The 24,799-nt window shown below is 66.5% G+C and carries 21 protein-coding genes and 1 pseudogene; 9 read left to right on the top strand and 13 right to left on the bottom strand.

The window, feature by feature from the left end:
• The first annotated feature begins 179 nt into the window (after window positions 1-179).
• Both speA and ACSYHF_RS19065 read left to right on the top strand, forming a co-directional pair.
• A complete protein-coding gene (gene speA, locus ACSYHF_RS19070) occupies window positions 180-2,069 on the top strand; it encodes an arginine decarboxylase (protein WP_061480252.1) in 1,890 nt (629 codons plus the stop codon).
• A gap of 44 nt (window positions 2,070-2,113) precedes the next feature.
• Window positions 2,114-2,434 carry a DUF6122 family protein gene (locus ACSYHF_RS19065; protein WP_134955264.1) on the top strand — a complete coding sequence of 107 codons (321 nt, stop codon included), beginning with the start codon at window positions 2,114-2,116 and terminating at the stop codon, window positions 2,432-2,434.
• A 162-nt stretch (window positions 2,435-2,596) separates the two neighbouring features.
• On the opposite strand, the gene ACSYHF_RS19060 is transcribed toward ACSYHF_RS19065, so the two are convergent.
• Genes ACSYHF_RS19060 through ACSYHF_RS19050 form a run of 3 tightly spaced genes read right to left on the bottom strand, consistent with a single transcriptional unit; the run spans window position 2,597 to window position 4,862 of the window.
• Complete coding sequence (locus ACSYHF_RS19060; RefSeq protein ID WP_447575930.1) at window positions 2,597-3,916, bottom strand: sensor histidine kinase; 1,320 nt, start codon at window positions 3,914-3,916, stop codon at window positions 2,597-2,599.
• On the bottom strand, window positions 3,913-4,572 hold the full coding sequence (locus ACSYHF_RS19055; protein ID WP_171957637.1) for a response regulator transcription factor: 660 nt from the start codon (window positions 4,570-4,572) through the stop codon (window positions 3,913-3,915). The genes ACSYHF_RS19060 and ACSYHF_RS19055 overlap by 4 nt, the downstream gene beginning before the upstream one ends.
• The gene (locus tag ACSYHF_RS19050; protein ID WP_053497441.1) at window positions 4,572-4,862 is read right to left on the bottom strand and encodes a PepSY domain-containing protein; all 291 of its coding nucleotides are present in this window, start codon (window positions 4,860-4,862) and stop codon (window positions 4,572-4,574) included. Before ACSYHF_RS19050 ends, ACSYHF_RS19055 begins: the two co-directional genes overlap by 1 nt.
• Before the next feature lie 145 nt (window positions 4,863-5,007).
• On the opposite strand from ACSYHF_RS19050, the gene ACSYHF_RS19045 reads away from it, so the two are divergent.
• A complete protein-coding gene (locus ACSYHF_RS19045; RefSeq protein WP_065178854.1) occupies window positions 5,008-5,442 on the top strand; it encodes a PepSY domain-containing protein in 435 nt (144 codons plus the stop codon).
• A 128-nt stretch (window positions 5,443-5,570) separates the two neighbouring features.
• Here ACSYHF_RS19045 and ACSYHF_RS19040 read toward each other — a convergent pair whose 3' ends face one another.
• The 3 genes from ACSYHF_RS19040 to ACSYHF_RS19030 all read right to left on the bottom strand — a co-directional run bounded on the left by ACSYHF_RS19040 (window position 5,571) and on the right by ACSYHF_RS19030 (window position 7,894).
• The gene (locus ACSYHF_RS19040; protein ID WP_019661543.1) at window positions 5,571-6,053 is read right to left on the bottom strand and encodes a hypothetical protein; all 483 of its coding nucleotides are present in this window, start codon (window positions 6,051-6,053) and stop codon (window positions 5,571-5,573) included.
• 125 nt (window positions 6,054-6,178) lie between these two features.
• The gene (locus ACSYHF_RS19035; protein ID WP_447575929.1) at window positions 6,179-7,387 is read right to left on the bottom strand and encodes an NAD(P)/FAD-dependent oxidoreductase; all 1,209 of its coding nucleotides are present in this window, start codon (window positions 7,385-7,387) and stop codon (window positions 6,179-6,181) included.
• A 12-nt stretch (window positions 7,388-7,399) separates the two neighbouring features.
• The gene (locus tag ACSYHF_RS19030; protein WP_005419954.1) at window positions 7,400-7,894 is read right to left on the bottom strand and encodes a lipocalin family protein; all 495 of its coding nucleotides are present in this window, start codon (window positions 7,892-7,894) and stop codon (window positions 7,400-7,402) included.
• A gap of 182 nt (window positions 7,895-8,076) precedes the next feature.
• On the opposite strand from ACSYHF_RS19030, the gene ACSYHF_RS19025 reads away from it, so the two are divergent.
• Both ACSYHF_RS19025 and ACSYHF_RS19020 read left to right on the top strand, forming a co-directional pair.
• Entirely contained in the window at window positions 8,077-8,325 is a 249-nt protein-coding gene (locus ACSYHF_RS19025; protein WP_005419952.1) for a hypothetical protein, read from the top strand.
• An 89-nt stretch (window positions 8,326-8,414) separates the two neighbouring features.
• A complete protein-coding gene (locus ACSYHF_RS19020; protein ID WP_197598695.1) occupies window positions 8,415-10,835 on the top strand; it encodes a DUF3772 domain-containing protein in 2,421 nt (806 codons plus the stop codon).
• Window positions 10,836-11,363: 528 nt separating this feature from the next.
• Here ACSYHF_RS19020 and ACSYHF_RS19015 read toward each other — a convergent pair.
• Both ACSYHF_RS19015 and ACSYHF_RS19010 read right to left on the bottom strand, forming a co-directional pair.
• On the bottom strand, window positions 11,364-13,469 hold the full coding sequence (locus ACSYHF_RS19015) for a phosphoglycerol transferase I (RefSeq protein WP_111129211.1): 2,106 nt from the start codon (window positions 13,467-13,469) through the stop codon (window positions 11,364-11,366).
• A gap of 244 nt (window positions 13,470-13,713) precedes the next feature.
• A pseudogene (locus ACSYHF_RS19010) lies at window positions 13,714-15,360 on the bottom strand (ABC1 kinase family protein); the annotation flags it as partial.
• A gap of 207 nt (window positions 15,361-15,567) precedes the next feature.
• On the opposite strand from ACSYHF_RS19010, the gene ACSYHF_RS19005 reads away from it, so the two are divergent.
• Window positions 15,568-16,494, top strand: coding sequence for a DUF808 domain-containing protein (locus ACSYHF_RS19005; protein ID WP_005419938.1), 927 nt, complete (start codon window positions 15,568-15,570; stop codon window positions 16,492-16,494).
• Window positions 16,495-16,558: 64 nt separating this feature from the next.
• Here ACSYHF_RS19005 and ACSYHF_RS19000 read toward each other — a convergent pair whose 3' ends face one another.
• The gene (locus tag ACSYHF_RS19000; protein WP_447575928.1) at window positions 16,559-18,097 is read right to left on the bottom strand and encodes a diguanylate cyclase domain-containing protein; all 1,539 of its coding nucleotides are present in this window, start codon (window positions 18,095-18,097) and stop codon (window positions 16,559-16,561) included.
• Window positions 18,098-18,202: 105 nt separating this feature from the next.
• On the opposite strand from ACSYHF_RS19000, the gene ACSYHF_RS18995 reads away from it, so the two are divergent.
• Window positions 18,203-18,838 (top strand): NAD-dependent dehydratase, encoded by a 636-nt coding sequence (locus tag ACSYHF_RS18995; RefSeq protein ID WP_197598694.1) that lies wholly within the window; start codon window positions 18,203-18,205, stop codon window positions 18,836-18,838.
• Complete coding sequence (locus ACSYHF_RS18990; protein WP_447575927.1) at window positions 18,838-19,545, top strand: helix-turn-helix transcriptional regulator; 708 nt, start codon at window positions 18,838-18,840, stop codon at window positions 19,543-19,545. The genes ACSYHF_RS18995 and ACSYHF_RS18990 overlap by 1 nt, the downstream gene beginning before the upstream one ends.
• A 55-nt stretch (window positions 19,546-19,600) precedes the next feature.
• Here the strand turns inward: ACSYHF_RS18990 and ACSYHF_RS18985 are convergent, their stop codons facing one another.
• Window positions 19,601-21,073, bottom strand: coding sequence for a S1 family peptidase (locus ACSYHF_RS18985; protein ID WP_005419930.1), 1,473 nt, complete (start codon window positions 21,071-21,073; stop codon window positions 19,601-19,603).
• A 339-nt stretch (window positions 21,074-21,412) separates the two neighbouring features.
• On the opposite strand from ACSYHF_RS18985, the gene ACSYHF_RS18980 reads away from it, so the two are divergent.
• Window positions 21,413-21,799, top strand: coding sequence for a VOC family protein (locus tag ACSYHF_RS18980; RefSeq protein WP_111129220.1), 387 nt, complete (start codon window positions 21,413-21,415; stop codon window positions 21,797-21,799).
• A gap of 36 nt (window positions 21,800-21,835) precedes the next feature.
• On the opposite strand, the gene ACSYHF_RS18975 is transcribed toward ACSYHF_RS18980, so the two are convergent.
• The 3 genes from ACSYHF_RS18975 to ACSYHF_RS18965 all read right to left on the bottom strand — a co-directional run bounded on the left by ACSYHF_RS18975 (window position 21,836) and on the right by ACSYHF_RS18965 (window position 24,799).
• Window positions 21,836-22,786 (bottom strand): hypothetical protein, encoded by a 951-nt coding sequence (locus ACSYHF_RS18975; RefSeq protein WP_111129222.1) that lies wholly within the window; start codon window positions 22,784-22,786, stop codon window positions 21,836-21,838.
• A gap of 268 nt (window positions 22,787-23,054) precedes the next feature.
• Window positions 23,055-24,449, bottom strand: coding sequence for a dihydrolipoamide acetyltransferase family protein (locus ACSYHF_RS18970; protein ID WP_138952243.1), 1,395 nt, complete (start codon window positions 24,447-24,449; stop codon window positions 23,055-23,057).
• A complete protein-coding gene (locus ACSYHF_RS18965; protein ID WP_005411349.1) occupies window positions 24,446-24,799 on the bottom strand; it encodes an SH3 domain-containing protein in 354 nt (117 codons plus the stop codon). Before ACSYHF_RS18965 ends, ACSYHF_RS18970 begins: the two co-directional genes overlap by 4 nt.

The raw sequence follows: 24,799 nt of genomic DNA, 5'->3' as shown, positions 1-24,799 counted from the left end.
CTGTTCGGAGGGGTGGAGCCGGGCTGGCGGGCGGGGCCGCGTGGCACAGATGCCACATCCGGACGGATCGGCCCGTTCAGGTTGGAACCTGTCACGGGCGCGGGCGCGCATGATAACGAACCTGTGGGCACATAGGCGTTATCATGCCCCCCCTTTTATTGCCAACAAGGCCGACTGAAATGACCGATTGGTCCCTCGACCAAGCCCGCAAGACCTACTCGATCCCGCATTGGGCGGACGGTTACTTCGACGTGGATCAGGCCGGGCACATGGTGGTGAGACCGACCGGGGCGGACGGCCCGGTGGTGTCGCTGCCCAAGGTGGTCGATGCGGCGCGCGCGGCGGGCGCCAAGCTGCCGCTGCTGGTGCGCTTCCCGGACATCCTCGGCCAGCGCCTGGGCAAGCTGCAGGCGGCCTTCGCCCAGGCCCAGCAGGACTGGGAGTACAGCGGCGGCTACACCGCCGTGTACCCGATCAAGGTCAACCAGACCCGCGGCGTGGCCGGCACCCTGGCCAGCCACCACGGCGAGGGCTTCGGCCTGGAAGCGGGCAGCAAGCCCGAGCTGATGGCCGTGCTGGCGCTGTCGCGCCCGGGCGGGCTGATCGTCTGCAACGGCTACAAGGACCGCGAGTACATCCGCCTGGCCCTGATCGGCCGCAAGCTGGGCCTGCAGACCTTCATCGTCATCGAGAAGCCGTCCGAGCTGAAGCTGGTGCTGGAAGAGTCCAAGGCGCTGGACGTGAAGCCGGGCCTGGGCGTGCGCATGCGCCTGGCCTCGCTGGGCGCCGGCAAGTGGCAGAACAGCGGTGGCGACAAGGCCAAGTTCGGCCTGTCGCCGCGCCAGCTGCTGGACCTGTGGAAGTCGCTGCGTGACACCGAGTACGCCGACTGCCTGAACCTGCTGCACTTCCACATGGGCTCGCAGATCTCCAACGTGCGCGACATCGCCAACGGCATGCGCGAAGCCACCCGCTACTTCGTGGAGCTGTCGCGCCTGGGCGCGAAGATCACCCACGTCGATGTGGGCGGTGGCCTGGGCGTGGACTATGAAGGCACCCGTTCGCGCAGCTTCTGCTCGATCAACTACGGCCTGCATTCCTACGCCAGCAACATCGTGCAGCCGCTGGCCAATGCCTGCGAAGAGTTCGGCCTGACCCCGCCGCGCATCGTCACCGAGTGCGGCCGCGCGATGACCGCGCACCACGCGGTACTGATCGCCAATGTGTCGGAAGTAGAAGAAGCGCAGGAAGGCCGCGTGCCGGACCAGCACGATGACGAGCCGGCAGCGATCCGCCACCTGCGCGAAATCCACGACGAGCTGGACGTGCGCCCGGCGGTGGAACTGTTCCAGGAAGCGCAGCATTTCCATGCCGAAGGCCTGGCCAGTTACGCGCTGGGCCAGATCGACCTGCCGCAGCGTGCGCGCATCGACGATCTGTTCTACGCCATCGCCCACGGCGTGCGTGCGCGCCTGAGCTATGACGAGAAGAGCCACCGCCCGGTACTGGACGAACTGAACGAGCGCCTGGTCGACAAGTACTTCGTCAACTTCAGCGTGTTCGAATCGATCCCGGACGTGTGGGCGATCGACCAGGTGTTCCCGATCGTGCCGATCGAGCGCCTGGATGAAACCCCGGACCGCCGCGGCATCATCGCCGACATGACCTGCGACTCGGACGGCATGGTGGAAACCTATGTCGAGAACGAGAGCCTGGACAGCTCGCTGCCGCTGCACAAGATGAAGCCGGGCGAGAGCTACCGCATCGGCTTCTTCATGGTCGGCGCGTACCAGGAAATCCTGGGCGACATCCATAACCTGTTCGGCGATACCGACGCGGTGGAAGTGCTGGCCGATGCCGATGGCTATGCCATTACCCAGCAGCGCCGCGGCGACACCACCGACGTGATGCTGGATTACGTGGGTTACCGCCTGGACGAACTGCGGGCGACCTATGCGCAGCGCGTGGCTGCAGCGCAGCTGTCGCCGGAACGCGCGCAGGAACTGTCGGACGCGCTGGAAGCCGGCCTGACCGGTTATACCTACCTCTCCGACGAGCCGTTGGTCTGAGGTAAACGGGAATGCCGGGCACAGGCCCGGCGCTACCGGCCCCGATGAGCGCGCGCGCGATCTTCCACCTGTTCCTGCATGCCGCCGTGCCAGCGTTGCTGGCATGGTTGTTCTGGCGCAAGCGCTTCGCCTCGGCGTGGTTGTTGATGCTGCTGGGCTGGATCATCGACCTGGACCATCTGCTGGCCGACCCGATCTATGCACCGAACCGCTGCAGCATTGGTTTCCATCCGCTGCACACCGCACCGGCCATTGCGGTCTATGCCGGGCTGTGCGTGCCGAAGAAAACGCGGTTGTTCGGCATCGGTCTGATCATCCACATCATGCTGGACGCAATTGATTGCTGGTGGATGCACCACCGTTGATGCTTGCTGCGTGTCGACCAAGGTCGACACCTACGGGAGCACGGCGACCGGCCGGATTGACGCTCGGTAGAGCCAGCCACTGGCCGGCTTCCGCAGGGAATTCCCGGTGCCTACGTGGTTGCCGGCCAGCGGCCGGCACTACCCACCGTCAGGTTGGTCGCTTCACGCCACCGGCAACCACACCGTCGCGCGCAGGCCCGGCTGCACATTCTCCAGCGCCAGGCGCCCGCCATAGCTGGCGGCGATATCGCCCACGATCGCCAGTCCCAACCCGCTGCTGCCTTCGCGCTCATCCAGCCGCACGCCACGCTGGGTGACCCGTTCCAGCGCGTCTGCGGCCAGGCCGGGGCCATCGTCGCGCACTTCGATGCGTAGCTGCCCTTCGCTGGTTTCCGCTTCGACAGTGACCTGCTGTTGCGCCCAGCGCCCGGCATTGTCCAGCAGGTTGCCCAGCATCTCCTCCAGATCCGCGCTGGCACCGGCGAACTGCAGCGTCGGATCGATGCCCGCCGCCGTGAACGCGATGCCACGTTCGCCATGCACGCGTGCCATCAGCCGGCACATCGCCTGTGCGACGGCCGCCACGTCGGTGCGCTGGCGATGGTCGGCGGCCAGTCCTGCAGCCAGGTAACGGTCGACACTGGCCTGCATGCGCGCACTCTGCTCGCGCAAGGTCGCCCGCCAGTCCGCGCCGTCGCCGTCAGCTTCGGTGGCCAGCACGCTCAGCGGGGTTTTCATCGCATGCGCCAGATCCTGTGCACTGGTGCGCGCACGCGCGACCATGCGTTGCTGGTGGTCCAGCAGTGCATTGAGTTCTTCCCCCAGCGGTGCGACCTCCGCGCCCAGCTCCTGCGTGTCGATGCGCTGCACATCACCGCGGCGTACCCGTTCCAGCTGCGCACCGAGGCGATGCAGTGGGCGCAGGCCGAAGTGCACCTGGCTGGCCAGCACCGCCAGCCACGCCGCAACCAGTACGCCCAGGGCGATGGCGGTGCGGTTGCGGAACGCGGCGACATCCGCATCCAGTGTGCTGCGATCGGTGGCGACCACGGCTACGAACGGTTCGCTGGCGCGTGGCAGGCGCACCTGCTGCACGCGTGCGCGCAGGGATTGCTGCAGCGGCCCGGCCAGGTTGCGGGTGGCCGGCCCGGCAACCGGCGCCGGCAGGGTTTCATCCCACAGCGAGCGCGACTGCAGCAACACGCGGCCATCGGCCCCTGCGATCTGCCAGTAGGCACCGGAGAACACGCGCTGGAAGCGCGCATCATTGGGTTCCTGGCGCAGGCGCAGCTGTCCGTCCGCATCCACTTCGGCCTGCGCCAGCAGGGTCAGCATGTCCTGCTGCAGTTCGTGGTCGAGGCGGTCACGCGCACTGCGCTTGAACAGCTCGCCCAGCAGCGCGCTGGCCAGCAGCGAGACCAGCAGCAGGCCGACGCCGCCGGCCAGCAGCAGGCGCCGTCGCAGCGATGGTTGCCGGCTCACGGCGCGGCCAGCCGCCAGCCCTGGCCGCGCACGGTCTGGATCAGGTCGATGCCGAGCTTGCGGCGCACGCGTCCGAGCAGCACGTCCAGTGCGTTGGAGTCTGGGTCGTGGCCACCGTCGAACACCTGCTCGCCCAGCCGGTCGCGGCCGATCACCTGTCCGCTGTGATGGATGAAGTAGCTGAGCAGGCGGAACTCCTGCGGGCTGAGGGCCAGCGCCTGCCCATCCAGCTCGAAGCGGCCGGCGTTGACGTCCAGCTGCAGCGGGCCGCAGTGCAGGCGCGGGCTGGCGTGGCCATGGCTGCGGCGGATCAGTGCGCGCAGCCGCAGCACCAGTTCGTCGGCCTGGAACGGTTTGGTCAGGTAGTCGTCGGCACCGGCATCGAAGCCAGCCAGCTTGTCGTGCCAGCGCCCGCGCGCGGTCAGCACCAGCACCGGAAAGCTGCGGCCATTGCCGCGCCAGCGCTCGATCACGCTCAGGCCATCCAGCCCGGGCAGGCCGAGGTCGACGATGGCGGCCTGCAGGTCTTCGATCTGGCCAATTTCTTCGGCCTCGCGGCCGTCAGCGACCACCGCCACCACATAACCGGCCTGTTCCAGCAGGGGCACCAGGCGCTGTGCCAGCGCGGCATCGTCTTCGGCCAACAGGATGCGCATCAGTCGTCGAGCTCCGTCTTCAGCAGCTTTCCGCTGCGCGCATCATAGTCCAGCTCCACCACCACGCCGTCGCCGCGCAGGATCTCCACTTCGTAGACGCCGTCGTCCAGCTCCACTTCCAGCAGCTGGCCGGGGTAGCGCTTGAGTGCATCGCGCACCACGCTTTCCAGCGGCACGTAGCGGCCCTGCTGCACGGCGCGACGCGCGACCTGCTGCGCCGGGTCCTGTACGTGCGCGGCGGCGATCGGGGCGTTGGCCAGGGCCAGCAGCAGGGGCAGGGTGGCGAGCATGCGGGTGCAGAAAGAATGAGGGGTTCAGGCGCGAGTGTGCCGGGAATGACTAACAGCCGGCTAACAGCCACGGCTAAGGCGCTGTTAACCGGGCCATACATCGTGGCGTTGCCGGGATGGTCCGGCCACGAACAGGAGAACCCCCATGTTGAAGTCGCTCACCCTCGCCACTGTTGCCCTGCTTGCCGTCGCGCCGGCCGTACAGGCCGCGCCGCTGGGCATGGCCCAGGTTGAACAGACCCTGCGCAAGGCCGGCTACACCCAGATCCACGAGATCGAACGCGATGATGGCCTGTGGGAGGCCGACGTGAGCCGCGCCGATGGCCGCTTCAGCGAGGTCTACGTGGACCCGAAGACCGGCGAGATCTTCGACGAGCACAGCGGCCGCGCGCTGCTGACTACCGAGCAGGTGCTGGCACGGGCGCAGTCGCATGGCCTGCGCGAGATCCATTCGCTGGAACGCGATGGTGCGACCTGGTCGCTGGAAGCCCGCAATGCCCGCAACCAGAAGGTAGAGGTGCGCCTGAGCGGCTATGACGGCCGCATCCTGCACAGCGAGCGCGATGGCTGGCTGGATTGATTCGCGTGCCGGTAGGTGCCGGCCGCTGGCCGGCTCACGGGGAGAAAGCGTGTCGACCAAGGTCGACACCTACCAAGCGTACGCAGCGGTAGCGGCCGACCTGGGTCGGCCCGGGCCCGGCGCGGAGCTTACCAGCCGTACGGCGGCGGGTAGTCCCAATAGCCCGGGCCGCGGCCGTAATAGCCGCCATACGGACCGAAGAAGCCCGGTCCCTTGCCTTCGCTCACGTGGATGTTGACGTTGACCCCGTGGGTCTTGCCCTCATCGGTGGTGTAGTTCTTGCTCAGGTTCAGCGTGGCCGCGTTGTAGTGGCTGTTGCCACCGTTCTTGGAATAGCCGATGCCGGTGGTGAAGCTGCCCGACACCTTGACCTTGTCGTCGGTGACGTCGGCGATCTTCGCGTCGTCGTGCACGCGCGGGCCGCTCTTGTCACCGTAATAGGTGCCGGGCGGGTCCTGCTGCAGGGCCGGGTCGTTGAGATAGCGCATCGGCGCCTGCGGCAGCGTCAGGTCCAGGCCGGCAGCCTGCGGCGCGGTGGCGCCGGCGGCGGACTGGGCCAGCACGGTTCCCGGCAGGGCCAGGCACAGCAGCAGGGTCAGGGGGCGGATCATGACGGCGCTCCAGCGGACAGGTGGCCACGCAACACGCGGCGGTACAGGCCGACGCTAGCAGGGGTTGCTTGAATGATGCCTGTCGGCGCCGGACTGGGGTAGAGCCGGCCACTGCCGGCTGCAGGTCACAGCCGCCCGAACCCGAACAGCCCTTCCAGCGCATGCCTGCGCCGCTCGATCCGGGCGCGCAGCAGTTGGGCGCCGATCATTGAATAAGTGATGCCGTTGCCGCCGTAGGCCATGGCGAAATGGACCCGCGGCCCCCACTGCGCGTGCGGGCCGAAGAAGGGCAGGCCGTCGGCGGTTTCGGCGAAGGTGCCGGCCCAGGAAAAGGCGGGCACCGGGTCCAGCTGCGGGAACCAGTGCAGCAGCTGATCCATCAGCTTTTCGGCCTTGCGCTGCACGCGCCGGTCGCGCCGCGCCGGGATATCGATGGCGTCGTCCAGCCCACCCACCAGCAGGCGGCGGTCGCCGGTGGCGCGCAGGTACAGGTACGGGCGTGCGCTCTCCCACACCATCGTGCGCTGCAGCCGGCCCAGCGTGTCCGCATCGATCGGGTCGGTGATGAAGGCGTAGCTGCTGCGGTTGCGCGCGACCCGCTGTTCAAGCCAACGCTGGTTGGCGTAGCCCATGGCCAGGACCACGTGGCGGGCACGGACCGTGGCGCCGGCCTCGGTCATCGCGGTTACGCCCTGCGCGCCAGGCCTGAGCGTGTGCAGCACGGTGCGGTCGTGCACATGGCCGCCGCGACGGCGCACTCGTTTGAGCAGGCCGTAGGTGAGGCAGTAGGGATCGACCCGCGCCGCCTGGCGGGTCAACAGGGCGCCGCCGGCATCCACGTCGAAGCGTTCGCGCAGGGCTTCGCGGTCCAGCCAACGCGCGTCCAGTCCAATATCGCGGCGTGCAGCTCCTTCGGCCATCAGGCGCGGCACGTCGCGCCGCCGGCTGGCCAGGTACAGGCTGTCCATCTGCCGGAAGTCCACCTCCTTCAGCCCGCGTGCCACTTCAGCCAGTGCCGGAATCGCGTCGGCACAGGCAAGGTAGGCCAGGGCGGCGGCATCCTTGCCATAGCGCTCGGCCAGTTCCAGCAGATGGGTATCGATCTCGTACTGCAACAGCGCGGTGCTGGCCGCCGTGCTGCCCCAGCCGATGTCGCGCTGCTCGATCACCGCCACCTCGTGGCCGTGGGCGGACAGTTCGTCGGCGATCAGCGCACCGGTGATGCCGCCACCGACCACCAGCACGTCGCAGCGCAGATCCTGCTCCAGCGGGGGAAAGGCCTGCAGCAGTCCGTTGCGCACTGCCCACCAGGGGTAGCCACTTTTCAGGTCCATGCGTGGTCGTGCTCAGGCGGTGGGGTGGCCGGTATGCGGGGTCTGGATCAGTTCGGACAGATCGAAGCCCTGCAGGCGGGCCGCGGCCAGATAATGGTCCTGCACGGTCGCGTCCAGGCGTGGCTCGCGCGCCAGCAGCCACAGGTACTTGCGATCCGGGCTGCCGACCAGCGAGACGCTGTAGTCCGGGGCGACCTGGATCACCCAATAGTCGCCCTTGGCGAACGGCAGCCAGCGCAGGCCCTTGGGCAGGAAACTGACCTCCAGGCGCGCGCTGTCGTTGTCGACGGCGCAGGCCTCGCCGGTGGCCTCTTCGATCTCGCCGTCCATGCGGCAGCGGTTGGTGACGCCGACATTGCCGTTGTCGAGCAGGGTGTAGTGCGCCGACACATCGGTGCAGCCTTCCGGCTCGTGGCGCATCGGTAGGCGCGCGATCTCGTACCAGGTGCCCAGGTAGCGCGGCAGCTTGAGGTCGGCGACGGTCTTCAGCGGCGGGTGCTCGGTCATCGGTCATCGTGGCAGGGGCGGGCCTCCACGATGCCGATGGGCTCGCCATGGGCGGGTGAAGCCGGGGCGATGGCCGTGTCCAGAACGATCCGTCGCCGCTGCGACGTGCCTGTTGTCACCGGCATGGCGGTATCCTGCCGCCAGCGCCGTGTTTTCCTGATCCAACCAAGGTGGAGGTGCCGATGTACCAGGTGATCCTGTTGAAGAGTGAATCCGCGTTCGCACGCGAACAGTGGCCGCAGGTCGATGATCTGGTCGACTACGAGGGCGTCAGCTACAGCCTGCGGGCCGGCCCGCGCCAGCCACTGCCGACCGACCACGAGTGGCACCCGGTGGCGGTATATGCGCCCGATGAGATCACCGAGGAAGAGTTCCAGGACTGGTACGCGCTGCAGCAGCCGACCGTGGAAGAGCTGCGCCTGAAGTACTGATACTGCTGCGCGTCCCCCATCCGTCCTTTACCGCCTCTGCCGTATAGTCGCGCGCAGGCGCGGTGGTCCGCGCGAACCGGTGTGGCTGCGTGTCTTCTTTCCTGCGATCGATCCGTGCACGAGGGCCCTGGTGGGCCCTGCTGCTGTGCACTGCCTTCCTGCTGTCCGCGCCGGTGCTGGCGCAGGAGGAGGACCCCACGCCCAAGCAACAGCTGGCGGACATCGATTCGCGGTTGAAGGATGTCGAGCGCAAACGTGGCGATGCGGAAGCCACCGAGACGCTGGCGATGCTGTCCGAGAATGCCTCGCAGGCACGGCGTGACGCCGAGGCACTGGAAAAGGCACTGCAGCCCCAGCTGGATCGCATCAACGAGCAGCTGGCGCAGCTGGGGACGCCTGCCGAGGGCACCACGGAGCCGCCGGAGCTGGCAGCGCAGCGACGGGCCATAACCAGGCAGCGCGACGGCCTGGCCGCGTCGGTAGCGCAGGCCAAGGCCAGTGCCGTGCGTGCACAGCAGCTGGCGGCGGACATCGAGCAGCAGCGCACCGCACAACGTACGGAAGAACTGGGCCAGAAGGTCGCCTCGCCGCTGTCGCCTGCGTTGTGGAGCAAGGTGGCCGAGCGCCTGCCGATCGATATCGCGCGCGTTGCGCCGTTGGCCGAGCAGGGGCGTGACGCGCTGGTGGCCGGCATCCGCACCCATGGCTGGGGCAGGCCGTTGCTGGGCCTGCTGGCCGCGCTGGTGATGATGTTCCCGCTGCGGTTGTGGCTGCGCAGGCTGGGGCGGCAGTTCGCCGCGTCCGAGCGCGCGCCTGATGGACGACTGCGCCGGTCTGGCCTGGCGATGTGGCTGCTGCTGGTGGGCACGCTGCTGCCCGGTTATGCCGTGGTGGTACTGATGGCGGCGCTGGATGCGATCGATGCCATCGCGCCGCGCTTGCAGGTCGTGGCCGACGGCCTGGAGACCGCCACCTTCCGTGCGGCGTTCATTGCCGCGCTCAGCGCCTGCCTGCTGGTGCCCAAGCGCCCGTCATGGCGGCTGTTGAACCTGGACGACACCGCCGCGCTGAAGCTGCGCAAATATGCCTGGGGCGCGGCGGCGCTGGCCTGGCTGAGCACGGTGCTGGTGGCCCTCGACCAGGCTACGCGCACCAGCGACGTCACCACGGTGGCGTTGGACGGCCTGATTGCCCTGACTTACCTCGGCCTGATCATGGCCATGCTGGTGACCCTGGCGCGCCTGCATCGCCGGCAGACCGCCGAGGCCGAGGCCAAGCTGGAAGCACAGGCCGATGGCGTGGGGGCAACCACGCCCGTGCGCCGCAGCAGCTGGCTGGTGCTGGCCCGGGTAGCGGGCAATATCGCGGTGGTGGCGGCCATCGTTGCCACGTTGCTGGGCTACCTAAACTTCGCCAAGTTCGTGAACCAGCAGCTGATCGGCGGCAGCATCGTCGTGCTGGCCGCAACCCTGCTGTTCAAGTTCGTCGATGACCTGAGCACCTGGATGCTCAACGCCGACAGCAAGGTCGGCCAGACCATCCTGCTCAGCACCGGCCTGAGCGTATCGCGGCTGGAACAGGCGGGCGTGCTGCTGTCGGCGGCGTTGCGCACCATCGTCGTACTGATCGCGCTGCTGGCGCTGGTGGCACCGTTCGGCAACATCGGCGCGGTGGTGGACCGCTTCTCCTCGCTGTTCACCTCTGGATTCGACATTGGCGGAACCAAGCTGGAGCCGGTGCGCATCGTGCTGGCGGTGCTGGTGCTGCTGGCTGGCCTGGCCGTTACCCAGCTGGTACAGCGCTGGCTGACCGACACCTACCTGCCCAAGACCGAGCTGGATCTGGGCGCGCGCAATTCGGTGAGTACCGTTGCCCGCTATGTGGGCATCATCATCGCGGTGATCTGGGCGCTGTCGGCGATGGGCCTGCAGCTGAGCAAGCTGGCATTGCTGGTCAGCGCGCTGTCGGTGGGTATCGGTTTCGGCCTGCAGGTGATCACCCAGAACTTTGTTTCCGGCCTGATCCTGCTGGCCGAGCGGCCGGTGAAGATCGGCGACTGGGTGAAGCTGGGCGACCAGGAGGGCGACATCCGCCGCATCAGCCTGCGATCGACCGAGATCCAGGTGGGCGACAAGTCGACGTTGATCGTGCCCAACTCCGAGCTGGTCACCAAGACCGTGCGCAACATGACGATGGGCAACAACCAGGGCCGCATCCAGATCCAGTTCGCGGTGCCGCCCAGCACGGATGTCGGCAATCTGCGGCAGGCGCTGCTGGATGCGTACGCCGCGCACACCAACGTGCTGAAACAGCCGGCACCGACGGTCTACATCGACAGCATTGCCGGTGGCCAGATCACCATCAACAGCTTCGCTTACGTGGCCAGCCCGCGGCAGGTGTACGCCACCCGCAGCGACCTGTACTTCAGCCTGTTGCAGATCCTGGCCGAGCGGAACATTCCGCTGTCGACCCCGACCGACATCCACATCATCCGCGATCCGCAGGAGTAGGGGGTTCTTTGCAGGGCTGCGCCCTGCACCCGCGGTAGTGCCGGCCGCTGGCCGGCAACTTCAACAGCAACAGCAAAAGCTGGCTTCCTGAGGGATGGCGGGGTGGGTCCGGTTGCGGGAGACGCCGTAAACCCGTCCATGGGGGCTTGGCCGCGGCATCCATGCCGCGGACACTCCCGCAACCGGACCCACCCCGCCTTCGCCAGTTTTCCGCGATCTTTTGGAATTGCTTTTGGGGTCAGATCCGTTTTCCGGAGGAAAACGGATCTGACCCCAGATTGATTTCGATATCTGACAAAAGTGTCGACCAAGGTCGACACCTACCGACAGCCGCAGGACTCTGTCAGAGGTGGGGCGGTGTCGGAGTGCGGGGTGTCAGCCGCATGGATGCGGCTGCCAAGCCTCCAGGGACGGATTTACGGCGTCCCCGCACTCCGACACCGCCCCGCCCAACCACGGAATGCACGCTGTCGCTGTTGCCGTTGCTCCGGTTTGTAGCGGGTGCAGGGCGCAGCCCTGCAAATAGCCCTACCCCCGCGGTCGGCTGCGCGAGGGCACCAGTGCGAACGTATCCACCGCCAGCTTCTCGGCGTGGTTCAACCACGCGCGGATCTCCAGATCGTCCACTTCGTGATCCAACCCGAACGACACGTTGATCTTGCCGTTGGCATCGGGCTGTACCCACTGCTGGGCCAGTACCACCTTGCGCTGCGAGGACACCGCTTCGATCCAGAAACCGCGGTCCGGGCGCGTGCTCGCCACCAGTTGCAGCATGTATTGGCCGGCACGCGTACGGCGTCCCTTCTGGGTGATCATGTGTGCCTGGCGCACGCTCGGGCGCGGGCCCTGGAGCGTATCCAGCGGTGCATCCACCGCGATGCCACCGCGCAGGTCGTTGTCGCGGTACAGCTTGAAGCCGTTGTCGCGGTTGACGAGCAGGGCGCACCAGTCACCATCGGCCGAGCCGTCCTCGAACGCGGTGCAACGGTCGACGTAGGCCAGGGTGTTGTCCGGGTTGGCATCATCGAACTGGCGCGAGGTGTTTTCCAGGTACACCGACTTCAAGCCCCACTCCTTGTCGTACTCCAGCAGCACCGGCGGCTGCACGTGCTGCAGGCCAACGACCACCTGGTCATCGCCATCGATCTTCAGTTCGCGGGTCGGCTGGCCCAGCCACAGCGAACGGGCGAAGGCCAGGTACTGCGGGTAGTCGCGGCCATCATCGCGCCGCGCGGCCACGCTGGCACTGGGCGCGCGCTGCGGGTCGATCAGCGAGCGGCCAAAGCCCATCGTCTTCAGGTTCGGGTCCAGCAGGCTGAGCAGGGTCGCACCGGAATCCAGGGTGGTGCCAGCGTCGGCACTGAGCTGCTGCGGGGCAATGCCGTCGCCGAGGAACAGCAGCAGGTTCTCGCGCTTCTGCTTGGCCAGCACGTGGCTGAGGTCGTTGGGCATCGCCAGGTGGTCGGAGGCGATCACGATCAGCGTGTCCTTCCCATACGGGCTGGCCTGGATACGCTCGACCAGCTGTGAGATCAGGCGGTCGGTGCACTTGAGTGCATTGAGCAGGCCGATGTTGCCGTACCCGCTCCGGTAGCGCTCGCCCTTGCACGACACCGGCAGGTGGCCCGCCGGGTGGTGGGTGTCCATGGTCAGCGTGGTCAGCATGAACGGTGAACCGGCGCGTGAGAGCTGCTCGAAGCGCTGGTAGGCGGTGTCCAGCAGCACGTCGTCGTGCACGCCCCAGGCCGAGTAGTGGATGCGGCCGATCTTCTTCTGCTGCTTGAACCATGCCAGGTCATGCACTTCGTCAAAGCCATGGCTGGCCAGGAACTGGCCCTTGCCGGCGAACTGGCCGTTGGCGCCGCCCAGGTAATGGTTGGTGTAGCCCTGCTGCTTCAGGTAGTCGCCCAGGCACACCGCCTTGGGCAGGAAACTGCCCATGCGGTCCATGCTGTTCTCGTCGCCCTGCGAGGTGGTCAGCGGCACGCCACACATTGACGACACCAGGCCGGCGATGGTCCAACCGCTGCCTTCGGCCGAGGCCAGGCCACGCACGTCCAGCGACTCGGACGCCAGGCGGTTGAGGTTGGGCATCAGGCCGGGAAACACGGCCTCGTCCAGATAGGTGCGTTCCAGGCTCTCGCCGTAGATCCATACGATGTTGCGCGGGCGCTGCAACGGCTGCGTCGGCACCTGGTACTCGGGGGCGATGCGGGCGAAATCGACCGGGCGCAGCTGCTGGTAGAGGCGTTGGCCGTCACGGGCCAGCGGACTGATCAGGATCGTGGCCACCCACACGGTCGCGAAACCGGCGAACAGCGCACCACCGTGGCCGGGCCGGCGCCAGCGCTTCACCCGCGTGGCAAACAGCGGCAGCAGCGAGACCAGCGCCAGCACGATGAAGCCGGCGATGTAGCCCTTGAAGTCGGAGACACCAGCGCCTTCCATGTCGGCGCCGAGGTGATAAAGCGTGGCGGCGTTGAGCCCATCCCCGGACAGTTTGTCGATCAGCCACCACGCGCTGAGCATCAGCAGTAGCAGCGAGAATGCACCGGCCTTCCACCACACCCACTTGTCGGACGCGAGGAACAGCCAGCACAGCAGCAACAACGACAGCAGCAGTATCCAGAGCATAGGCAGCTTCGGCAGTGACGGGGTGGTGGTGATGGACGTCGTACCGACGCGTGTCCATCCGACCGGCGCTGCTGCAAGCACATCCACATGACAGGCCGATGACCCGATAGTGCATGCACGAACCTGACTGAAATGTTTGTTGGAATGACGCGCGCGCAATCACGCCGCGAAGGTAAAACGAGCGTGAAAGGCTTCGTTGGATTGCATTAAAAACCGCATGAATACGCGGCTTTTCGCCAATGCATCAGCGGTGCCCGCGTTCCTCGCGCGCCCGCGCGCGACGATCGAACAGCAATGCACTGGTAACGATGCCCAGCCCCAGCACCACGCCGATCAACAGCAGTATCAGTGCGATCAGGGGATAGCCGAACAGGTGCCAGTCGGTGTCGATCTTCATCATCATTGCCGCAGCCATGATCAACGCGGCGCTGATGATGCCGGCCGCCACGCGGTTGGCGATCTTCTGCAGGTTCTCCATCAATCGCGATTCTTCCAGCCCGGTCACCTTCATCTGCAGGCGGTTCTCGGCCAGCAGCGCCATGATGTCCGACAGCTTGCGCGGCCCATCGCGCAGCAGCTGCTGCAGCTCCATCGCCTCGCTGGCGATGTTGGCCGCCGACAGGGATTTCTTCAGGCGCGCGCGCATCACGTGCTGCAGCTGGCGCTCGACGATGCGGCGCGTGTCCAGCTCCGGTGCCAGCAGCCGGCACACGGTTTCCAGGTTGAGCAGGGCCTTGCCCAGCAGGCTCAGTTCCGGCGGCGTGCGCAGGCCGCAGGCGGTGGCGATGCGCACCATGTCCAGCACCACGCGGCCTTCGGAGAAGCTGCCACTGGCGGCGTAGCGCGCGATCAGCTGGCCGGTCTCGCGCAGGTAGCGCTCTTCGTCGAAGGCCTCCAGCCGCGTGCTGATGCTGATCAGATCGTCGGCCACTTCTTCGCCGCGGCCATCGACGGCGGCGAACAGGATCTTCAGCAGCCGCTCGCGCAGGCGCGGCGGCATGTGCGCGACCATGCCCAGGTCGAAGATCGCCAGCCGGCCATCGGGCATCACCCGCAGGTTGCCCGGGTGCGGGTCGGCATGGATCTCGCCATGCACGAAGATCTGGTCCAGATAGCCGCGGATCAGCGCCGCTGCCAGCGGATCCATGTCCTGCTCGGTGCGGCGCACGCCAGAGATCGCATCCACGCGCACGCCGGTGGCGAGCTCCATGGTCAGCACGCGCTGGCTGCTGTAGTCCCAGATCGGCTGCGGTACCCACAGGCGGCGGAAGGGCCGCAGATGCCGTCCGAAGCGTGCCAGGTTCTCGGCCTCGGCGTGGTAGTCCAGCTCCTGCATCAGGGTCTTTGCGAACTCGTTGAGCCAGTCGCGCAGGCGCACGCGGCGGCCCACCTGGGTCAGGTGATCGGCGGCCAGCGCAAAGCTGCGCAGCGCTTCCAGGTCCGAGCGCAGCTGCGCGGCCACTTCGGGCTTCTGCACTTTCACTGCCACCTGGCGGCCATCGTGCAGCACCGCGCGATGTACCTGCGCGATCGACGCACAACCCAACGGCTCGGGATCGAACGAGGCAAACAGCTTGTTCACCCCCACCCCCAGCTCCTGCTCGATGATGGCGTGGATGCGCTCTACCGGGATCGGCGCCACCTTCTCCTGCATGCGCTCCAGGGCGGTGGCGAACTCCACCGGCACCATGTCCGGGCGGGTGGACAGCATCTGGCCCAGCTTGACGAAGGTCGGCCCCAGGGCCTCCAGGTCACTGACGAACTGTTCCGGGTTGCCATCGGCGGGCACGTCGGCCTGGTTGCTGGCGGCGTCCAGGTTCATGCCGGAGAACACGCCCGAATGGCGGTAGCGCATCAGCAGGCGCAGGATCTGGCTGCGCCGGTTCATGCCTTTGACCAGCGGGGGATTGCCATTGGCGGTGGGCGGATTGCTCAAGCGGAACTCCCATGCGGCAAGGACGGTAGTGCCGGCCGCTGGCCGGCAATGTCCGGATTCGGCAGTGTCGCCGGGGGAAGGTGGGCATGCGGTGAACCCCGCGGCTATCGCAGAGACCGGCGGATCGGTCAGAATCGGCGCATTCCCTCTCTTGGACGCCCCATGGCCGGTGCCAGCCTGTTCGCCCTGCTCGACGATATCGCCTCCCTGCTCGACGATGTCTCGGTGCTCACCAAGGTCGCCGCGAAGAAGACCGCCGGTGTGCTGGGCGACGACCTGGCGCTGAACGCGCAGCAGGTGACCGGGGTCAACGCCAACCGCGAGCTGCCAGTGGTGTGGGCGGTGGCCAAGGGCTCGCTGGTCAACAAGGTGATCCTGGTGCCGGCGGCCCTGGCGATCAGTGCGTTGGAAGCCTGGCTGCGCAGCCGCGGCTGGAACGTGCCGCTGATCGTGCCGCTGATGATGATCGGCGGTGCCTTCCTGTGCTTCGAAGGCGTGGAGAAGCTGGCGCACCGCTTCCTGCATTCCTCCGACGACGATGCCGAGCGCCAGGCCGAACGCCGCAAGGCGCTGGCTGACGCGCAGGTGGACATGGTCGCGTGGGAGAAGGACAAGGTGAAGGGCGCCATCCGCACCGACTTCATCCTTTCGGCCGAGATCATCGTGCTCACCCTGGGCGTGGTCGCCACTGCGTCGTTCACCAACCAGATCCTCACCCTGAGCGTGGTCGCGCTGGCGATGACCGTGTTCGTCTACGGACTGGTGGCGGGCATCGTCAAGCTCGATGACGTTGGGCTGTACCTTTCGCGCAAGGGCGGTGCCATTGCCGCCTTCGGTCGAGGCCTGGTGGCGTCGGCGCCGTGGCTGATGAAGTTCCTGTCGGTGGCCGGCACCATCGCCATGTTCCTGGTCGGCGGCGGCATCCTGGTGCACAACGTGCCGGCCCTGCACCACGCGGTGCAGGCGCTGGGCGGCGAAGGGCAGTGGGGCTGGCTGGTGAGCGCGGTGGGCAACATGGTGGTCGGCATCATCGCCGGCGCCATCGTGCTGGCGGCGGTGACCGGGTTGCAGAAGCTGCGCGGTAAATAAGCCCGTAGACCCTCGGGGTCAGATCCCTTTTCCCGTTGGAAAGGGATCTGACCCCATTCCACGATCACCCCGCCTGCACCCGGTTCTTGCCCTGCCGCTTGGCGGCATACAGCGCGTCATCGGCGCGCCGCAGCAGGGTCTCGGTATCGTCGCCGGGCTGCCACTGCGCCAGCCCGGCGCTGAAATGTACCGGCACGCGTCGGTCCTGCACGGTCAGCACGCGGTGCGCCAGTGAACGTTGCAGGCGCTGCACGGTGGCCATGCTGTCGGCGCCCTGGGTTTCCGGCAGCACCAGCACGAACTCGTCGCCGCCCAGCCGTGCGATACCGTCGGTGGCGCGCAGCAGCAGCTTGCAGACGGCCACCAGGTGCTGCAGCAAAGCATCGCCACCGGCGTGACCGTGCGCCTCGTTGGTCAGGTGGAAATCATCCAGGTCGATCACCGCCACGCCCAGCGGCGAGTTGTTGCGCATGGCACGCGCCAGCTCACGCTGCAGCAGTTCGTCCAGGCCGCGGCGGTTCAGTGCCTGGGTCAGCGGATCGATACGCGCCAGGTCACCGGCAGCACGCAGTTCCTGCTCCAGCTCGGCAATGCGCTGCTCTGCGCGTTCCACTTCCTGCCGCGCGCTGGCCAGATGATCGCGGGCCTGCGCGGCCTGCTGCTGCACCTTGCCGGTGTCGCGCATCACCTCCTGCAGCAGCTGGTTGAGGTCGGCGATGCTGCGCGCCTCACGCAGCTGCAGCGCGTAGCTGCCGATGCGGTCGTGGTACTCACCGGTGCTGGTGGCCATGCCATCCATGCGCTCGATGAACTCGCCCATCAACCCGCGCATCGCCGCCTTCGAATCGTCGATGCCCTGGCGCAGCAGTCCCTGCTTGTAGATCACTTCGCGCAGTTCGGCGCGGGTGCGCTCGACCGCCTCAGCTTCCAGCGGCCCGTCCAGCAGCTGGCGCACCGCCGCGATCTGGCCTTGCAGCCAGCTGCGGTCATCCAGCAGCTCGCTCACGTTCTCCAGCAACAGGGCGAACAGCTCCAGCAGCAGCGCCTGCTGCTCCTGCCAGCTCTCGGCGCGCACGCCAACCTGGTGGCCGAGCTCGCGCACGCCCTGTTCGATGGGTTCCAGCGCGGTGCCCGGCTGCCACTGGCGCAGGCGCGTGGCCAGGGCCTGCGCTTGTTCGCGCAGATCCGGGTCGTGCTGCAGCAGGGCCACCACCGCGCCGCCCAGCAGCAGCCGCAGCTGCTCGGACAGGCGCAGGCTTTCCGGCTGGCCGTCCGGCGAATGCTGTTCGATGGTGCGGATGTACTTGTCGATCAACTGCCGCATCGCGCGCCCGTAGCGCGGCCAATCGGCACTGGCCTGCGCCGATTGCAGGCGGTCACCCATGTCACCCAGTTCGCCGGGCAGGGTGGCCATGCCGTTGGCGAACGCCGCCAGCAGCGGCTCGGGTGCGTCGGCGCCGGCGAACAGCTGCTGCAGCGCCACGCCGCCGCCGCCCTGCAGCACCACGCGGTCACCCCGCCCATCGTCCACCACCGCGCGCACGCGTGCCGGCGGCCCAAGGGCGGTACCGGGGGCTGGGCGGTGGTCGGGCTGGTCCGTCATGGAGCGAATCCTGGGGCTGGCAGGGACTGGTTCCAGCATATCGGCGCGGCCGCCGACGGCTTGAACGGCTAGGATGGGCGACAGGATGCCGCAGTGGAGGTGGTGATGCGCGTGATGTTGCTGGGGGCGACCGGCCTGGTCGGCGGGCTGACCCTGCGCAGGCTGCTGGACGACCCGCGCTGCAGCGCCGTGGTTGCCCCGACCCGCCGCCCCCTGGCGTTGACTCACGGGAAGCTGGAGAACCCGGTGCTGGCATTCGACGCGTTGCCCACTTCGCCAGAATGGGCGCGCGTTGACGCGGTCATCTGCGCGCTGGGCAGCACCATCGCCCAGGCCGGCAGCCGCGAGGCCTTCCACCGTATCGACCACGACTATCCGCTGGCGTTCGCCCGCCTGGCGCAGGCGCAGGGTGCGCAGGCCTTTGTGCTGAACTCCGCAGCCGGCGCCAATCCACAGTCGTCGATCTTCTACAGCCGGGTGAAGGGTGAGCTGGAGCGCGATATGCGCGCGCTGGGCTTCCACTCGTTGACCCTGGTTCGCCCAGGGCTGATCGGGGGCGAGCGCAACGAGGTGCGTCGCGGCGAACGCCTGGCGCTGACGGTGCTGGGTGCTTTGGGGCCGGTGTTGCCGCGTGCGTGGCGGATCAATCCGGCCACCGAGATTGCCAGGGCGCTGGTCGAGGCTGCGTTGGCCCCGCAGCCGGGCGAGCACGTGGTGGCATCGAGCACGCTGGTCGGCTGATGTCGCGAGCGCTGCGCCTGACCCAGCTGCTGCAGCTGCTGCGCCGTCATCGACGGCCGGTGGCCGGGCAGGCGCTGGCCGAAGCGCTGGGCATCAGCCTGCGCACGCTGTACCGCGATATCGAGACCCTGCGCGAGCAGGGCGCCGACCTGCGTGGCGAGGCCGGCGTCGGCTACCAGCTGGCACCCAGCGATACCTTGCCTCCCATGACCCTGCCACCGGCCGAGATCGACGCGCTGGTGCTGGGCCTGCGCTGGGTCGCCGCGCGCACCGAGCCGGCGCTGGCCGAGGCCGCACGTGATGCCCTGGCGCGTATCGCCCATGTGTTGCCTGCGGCACGCCGCGAGGCATTGCGTGACAGTGGCCTGCGCGTGGGACCTTCGCGTGCTGCGGCCAAGGTGCCGGCAGCACGCCTGCAGGCCGTGCGCGAAGCCGTGGGATCGCAGCAGCGCCTGAAGTTCGCTTACGAGGATGCGCACGGCCAGCGCAGCGCGCGCGTCGTCTGGCCGTTCGCGCTGGGCTACTTCGATGAGGTGCCGATGCTGGCGGCGTGGTGCGAGCGCCGCGAGGATTTCCGCCATTTCCGGCTGGATCGCATCCGCCAGGTGCGTGTGCTGGAGGACTGCTACCGCGTGCCGCGCGCCACCCTGCTGCGGCGCTGGCAGAAGGCCCAGGGCATCGCGCCGGACTGGTTGGACAGCTCGTAACCACATCGAGGAATGGCGCTGTGCGTCAACGCGGTGGGCTTACACAGCTGGTGGGCTATGTGCCGGGGGAGGCCGGGGTGGTACAGGTAATCGTCGACTCTATGGCCTGGGTTACGAGGCCCGACGCATCTTCCAAGAATGTCCTGACTCTCGAAACTTGAGGTTCACCAGGTTTACTTGGTGTACAACCCCAAGTGAAGGTGATGGGGGATGGGATGTTCCTGTCGACTTTGGCGCGGCCACCGCTGCAGATCCATCCGGCAGGACAAGTCAAGATCTCGAGGTTGATATATACCGGAAACCTCGGATACCCACTGAAGTTCATCGTGGCAGTAACACTGGCGCCTGTTCCAGACACGTTCGGAACGCTGTCCAGCTGAAATGGCTTCGTCAAGGTAGCCACGCCCAGGGTGGACATCCTCTCTATGGGCATGAAGAAAAGGTCATTCGCCCAAGGAGAGCCGTCGTTTCCCCTGCCATGAACAAGGCCGTAGGCCGAGTTGCCGGCATAGACGGGGCCACCACTATCGCCGCCTTTGTTCATCACGGTTCCATCAAGGCTGACGACTTGGACGTAGGTGCCGGCTTCCCCATTCCAGTTGGCTGCGAACTCTGCGTCTTTGATGGATCCGCATGTGCGACCGGTCGTTACGCCGAACTTGCAGACCGTTGTGCCTGGTGTCATGTCGGCAAGTGATGCCTCATCGGTTATCGTCAGTTTTTCCCCATCGACAATGATTTCGTTCGACTGGGAGAAGATGACGCCGCCACGCTGCTGTGCACCCCACTGAACGTCGTAAGATCCTTTGTTGCGTTCACTCTTGAACAGAATGCGAGCGGTTGGATTGCGCTGATAATTGTCATTGTCACAGTGACCGGCAGTGGCCAAGCCTAGTTCGCGAGTTGCAGTTTCGACCACGTTGAAGCCGGCTGTGCAGAGCTGCTGCTGGTAGCCTTCCAGTCGCCGCCCGCCCGCTACGGTGTTTGTTGGCTCTATGAAACCTGTGGTCTCTTTTATGTGGATGAAGTCGGCGACAGAGAGAAGTTTGGAAAGTCTGGCGCGTACGGCATCGGGATCACGTACATATACCTCTACGATAGAGATCTTCGTGTTTACCGTGGCTGCAAACTCAATGCCGGCCTTGACGAGCTGATCGGACACCTCCTCTTGGGTGGCGCGGAGAAGCTCGAGAGAACGTGGCGCGGTTTCTGCGACGTAGAGGCGGTCCTTGGTGTAAGCAGAAAGTTGGCGTGAGGCATCGCCGGTGAACCTCACCACGATCCTGAATTCAGGGGAGTGCTCGATGTAAAGGCCGGCGAACGTCTCCGGCTTCTCCCTCTGAAGCCGTGCGCTGAGTTTACCTGCGGCCCGTTCCGCATCCATTCGTTGCGCGGCTTCGAACGTGCCTATGTGCATGGTTTCCGCGTAGTGCTGTATTGCTACATCCTTGGGGGCGTCGTCCGCAAGGGCGGGAGAGGCGGTGAGGATGGCTGCCAACAACGGGAGATAACTGCGTATTGTGGTCATGAACTTTCCTTTTCATGTGTATTACGTGAAGTGGCGTTCCATCTGCATTTGACTCTAAATCACTTCTGTCTGTTGCAACTGGTAACTGCGTCTCCCTTTGATTGGTCCGAGCGAAGGTTCATCGCCGACGACAGCTCCCATCATGACTTGGCTTTGCGATATATCGCGAGATCACAGCGGGTCGCCTGTTTTTCCATCCGATGGCGGAAGTGCCCGAAATACGCGAGATGTTCGAACGACGATCGGCTCTACCCGATCGATTTCATCCGCTTGATCTACTGACAGAGTATGTCAGCAGGCGTGTTCCACCATGAACGCTCCCAACAACGGAGGTTCCCCATGTTCATACCCAGCACCCTGCTGCAGTACGTGCGCGACGTCGCCACCAGCGCCACGTTCTACAGCGGCATTCTCGGCAAACCACCGGTCGAGCAGTCGCCCGGCTTTGCCCTGTTCCTGCTCGGCGATGGCGCCGCACTCGGCCTGTGGCAGCGCGATGACGTGCAGCCGCCGGTGTCCGCGCAGGCCGGCGCCGCGGAACTGGCGATGGTGGTGGCCAACCCGGAGGCTGTGCAGCAGATGCACGATGCGTGGCGCGCACTCGGCGTGCAGATCCTGCAGGCGCCGGTGACGCTGGAGTTCGGCCACACCTTCGTCGGTGCCGATCCGGATGGGCACCGCCTGCGCGTGTACGGCCGCGCCGAGGGCTTGGTCGCGCGCGATTGATTCAGGGAGGGAGCCGGTATGTTCCGGCTCCTGGACCTAGCCATGCTTCTGTGCGGCTTCGATGACGATTGAAAATTTCTCGTCGTCTTCCGAATTCCATGCAATGGCCAGCTGGGCCAGTTCTCCGACCACATCGCGCTCGGGGTTGCACCGCCTGAGCTCCTTGATGAACTGCCGGACCTGACGTGGCGTCAATTCACAACCTGGATAATTGAAGAGATTGAGCGCGGCATCTGAAGAGACGTCCAAGAGGTCAGGCGCGAGGATGGAGTAGGCTTTGATGTAGCGGGAGAACGGAATATCCGACAGGAAGTTCTCAGCTGAGCTCATGATCGACGCATCATGTGGCGGGTTCCGAAGGAACTCCCTCATGACCGCCAGGATGACTTCTACTGACGCTGGTTTCGTCAGAGCCCTGTAGAAGTGGTCGGCGTATGCACAGCAAGCTTCGTGAGTGACCGCAGCATCCGATAGCGTTGCCAGCGTTGAGATCCAGACGTCAGCATCCAGCGGCGTAGCCGGTTTGGCATGTCCTTGTTGATCAGCATTGGGGATGACCGCGCGGACGATTGGCTCGCCGTTGCGCCATGACCGCAGGCGGGCGTCGATAATTGCGTACACCTGCTCCTGTTTGTCCCACATGGCGTCCGGAGAAGGCATGGCGTCTTCGGGGAACAACGAGAAGAAGTCCGAAAAGTAGGGAGCGGCCATGCAGAAGTAGCGAACGGTGAACTCCAGCAATTCCGGGTCGAACGCAGCGCCGGGGATTTCGTCCTGGAAGGCGCCTTCGATGCATGCCAAGGCATCTGCTGGCGAGGGGGCGGCTGCCACCGTAGAGCCGACCGATGCGTCAAGGAAAGCGTGATTTCGGGCGAGCCAGCGCAGGAAGATGATGCCAAGGACCCAGTTCGTGTCTGACGGATCCTCATCCCTCGTCAACCGTAGGAAGAATGGAGAGGCGCGGAAAAAATCATTGCCCGCCTTCATGAATTCTTCGAGTGTGGGTGGTGTCTCAATCACGGAAGTTCGACGTCTGCAGAGAGGCTCAATGCTATTGAGCTGCTCTTGGGAATCCATGCAACTATTCTCAAAATGCTCCGTTGGGCTTTCAACCGACGGTCGGATAGCCCAGTAGATCCCCGCCATGCGTGGATGGAGCGCGACGGAGCGGGCACAAAAAAACGCCGGGCTGTGCCCGGCGTTTTTCCAGTTCATGTGCCAACCAACGGTTGGCACCTACCGGTCAGGTGGCCGATCAGCTGGCCAGCGCCAGGTCGTCCATCATCGCGCGCAGGAAGCGGGCGGCTTCACCACCCGTAGCCGCGCGGTGGTCGAAGGTGACCGACAGCGGGATTACCTTGTGCGCTTCCACGCCGCCCATCACCGGGGTCATCTGGTGGCGGGCACGGCCGGCACCGACGATGGCCACGCACGGCGGCACCACGACCGGGGTCGCGTAGCGGCCGGCGAACATGCCGAAGTTGGACAGCGAGATGGTGTAGCCGCTCAGTTCCGAGGCGGCGATCGAACGCGATTCCACCTGCTCGCGCAGGCGATTGACGCCTTCGCGGATGCCGCGTGCATCGAGCATGTCGGCATTGCGCAGGGCCGGCACGAACAGGCCGTCGTCGGTGTCCACGGCGATGCCGATGTCCACCTGGGCGTGCAGGGTGCGGGTCAGCGCTTCACCGTCGAACCAGGCGTTCATGGCCGGCACCTTCTGTGCGGCAACGACGATGGCGCGAACCAGGCGGGCGGTGACGTCGTTGCCCGGCAGCCAGGCGTGGATGTCGGCGTCGTCGTTCAGCGTGGTCGGCACGACCTTGCTGTGCGCGTCGGCCATGACGCGGGCCATGTTGCGGCGCACGCCCTTCAGCGGTTCCGGCTGGCCCTTGGCGACCACGCCCGGCGGCTGGGTGCGCATCGGCTTGCCGGCGGCGGACAGCGGAGTGCGGGCTTCGCTCTGCACCGGGGCAGGTACCTGCGCCGGGGCCGGCGCGGCATACGCGGCGGCAACCGGTGCCGGGGCGGCGCCGAGTTTGGCGGTGCCGTTGGCGGCGGCCTGCTTGACGTCGGCCATGGTCACCGCGCCATCGGTGCCGGTAGCGGCCACGCGGCTCAGGTCCACGCCCAGCTTGCGCGCCATCGCACGCACGGCCGGCACGGCCTTGACGCCACCGACGGCCAGCGCCTGCTCGGCGTGCACGGCATTGGAGCTCTGCATCGCGCCGACCACGGTACCGGCGTCATCGCGCTCGGCTGCGGCGGGCTTGGCGTCCTCGGCGGCAACCGGAGCGGCCGCAGCCGGCAGCGGCGGCGGGGTCGGTGCGGCAGCCGGCGCCGCCGGTGCGGCGTGACCATGGCTGTGGCCGGTGTCCTGGCCATCGGCGCGCTGCGGCAGGTTCGGGTCCAGTTCGAAGCTGGCCAGCACCGAACCGGTCGGGATGATGTCGCCGGCAGCGCCGGACAGCTTCAGCACCTTGCCGGAGAACGGCGAGGGCACTTCCACCACGGCCTTGGCGGTCTCCATCGACACCAGCGGCTCGTCCAGCTTGATCACATCGCCTTCCTTGACGAACCACTCGACGATGGTCGCGTCCGGCAGGCCTTCGCCCAGGTCGGGCAGGTTGAAGTTCTTGGTCTGGCTCATTTGCAGTTCTCTTCCAGCAGTTCCAGTTCGCGGGCCGGCAGCCAACCCGTCGCGCCATTGGCGCGCTCGGACCACCACCACCCGCCGTGTTCGTGATGAAGCTTCACCATCTCGCCGCTTTCCACATCCAGCTCGCGGGCGTCGTAGTCGCACAGGGCTTCGGCGCGACCCTCGTCCAGCAGCTGCAACCAGGCGATGGGCGCCCATCCAGCGCGCCCATCGTTGGTGCGTACCCAGGCAAACGCCGGCCATTCCTCGTCACGTACACCTACTTCGACGATCTGGCCGGTGTGGAACCGGAGCGGGTTGGGATACTGGCTGCGGTAAGCCCCCAGAAGGCGGGCCCGCAT

It is taken from the genome of Stenotrophomonas maltophilia group sp. P373 (assembly GCF_053295075.1).
This window is presented reverse-complemented; position numbering and strand designations above follow the sequence as displayed.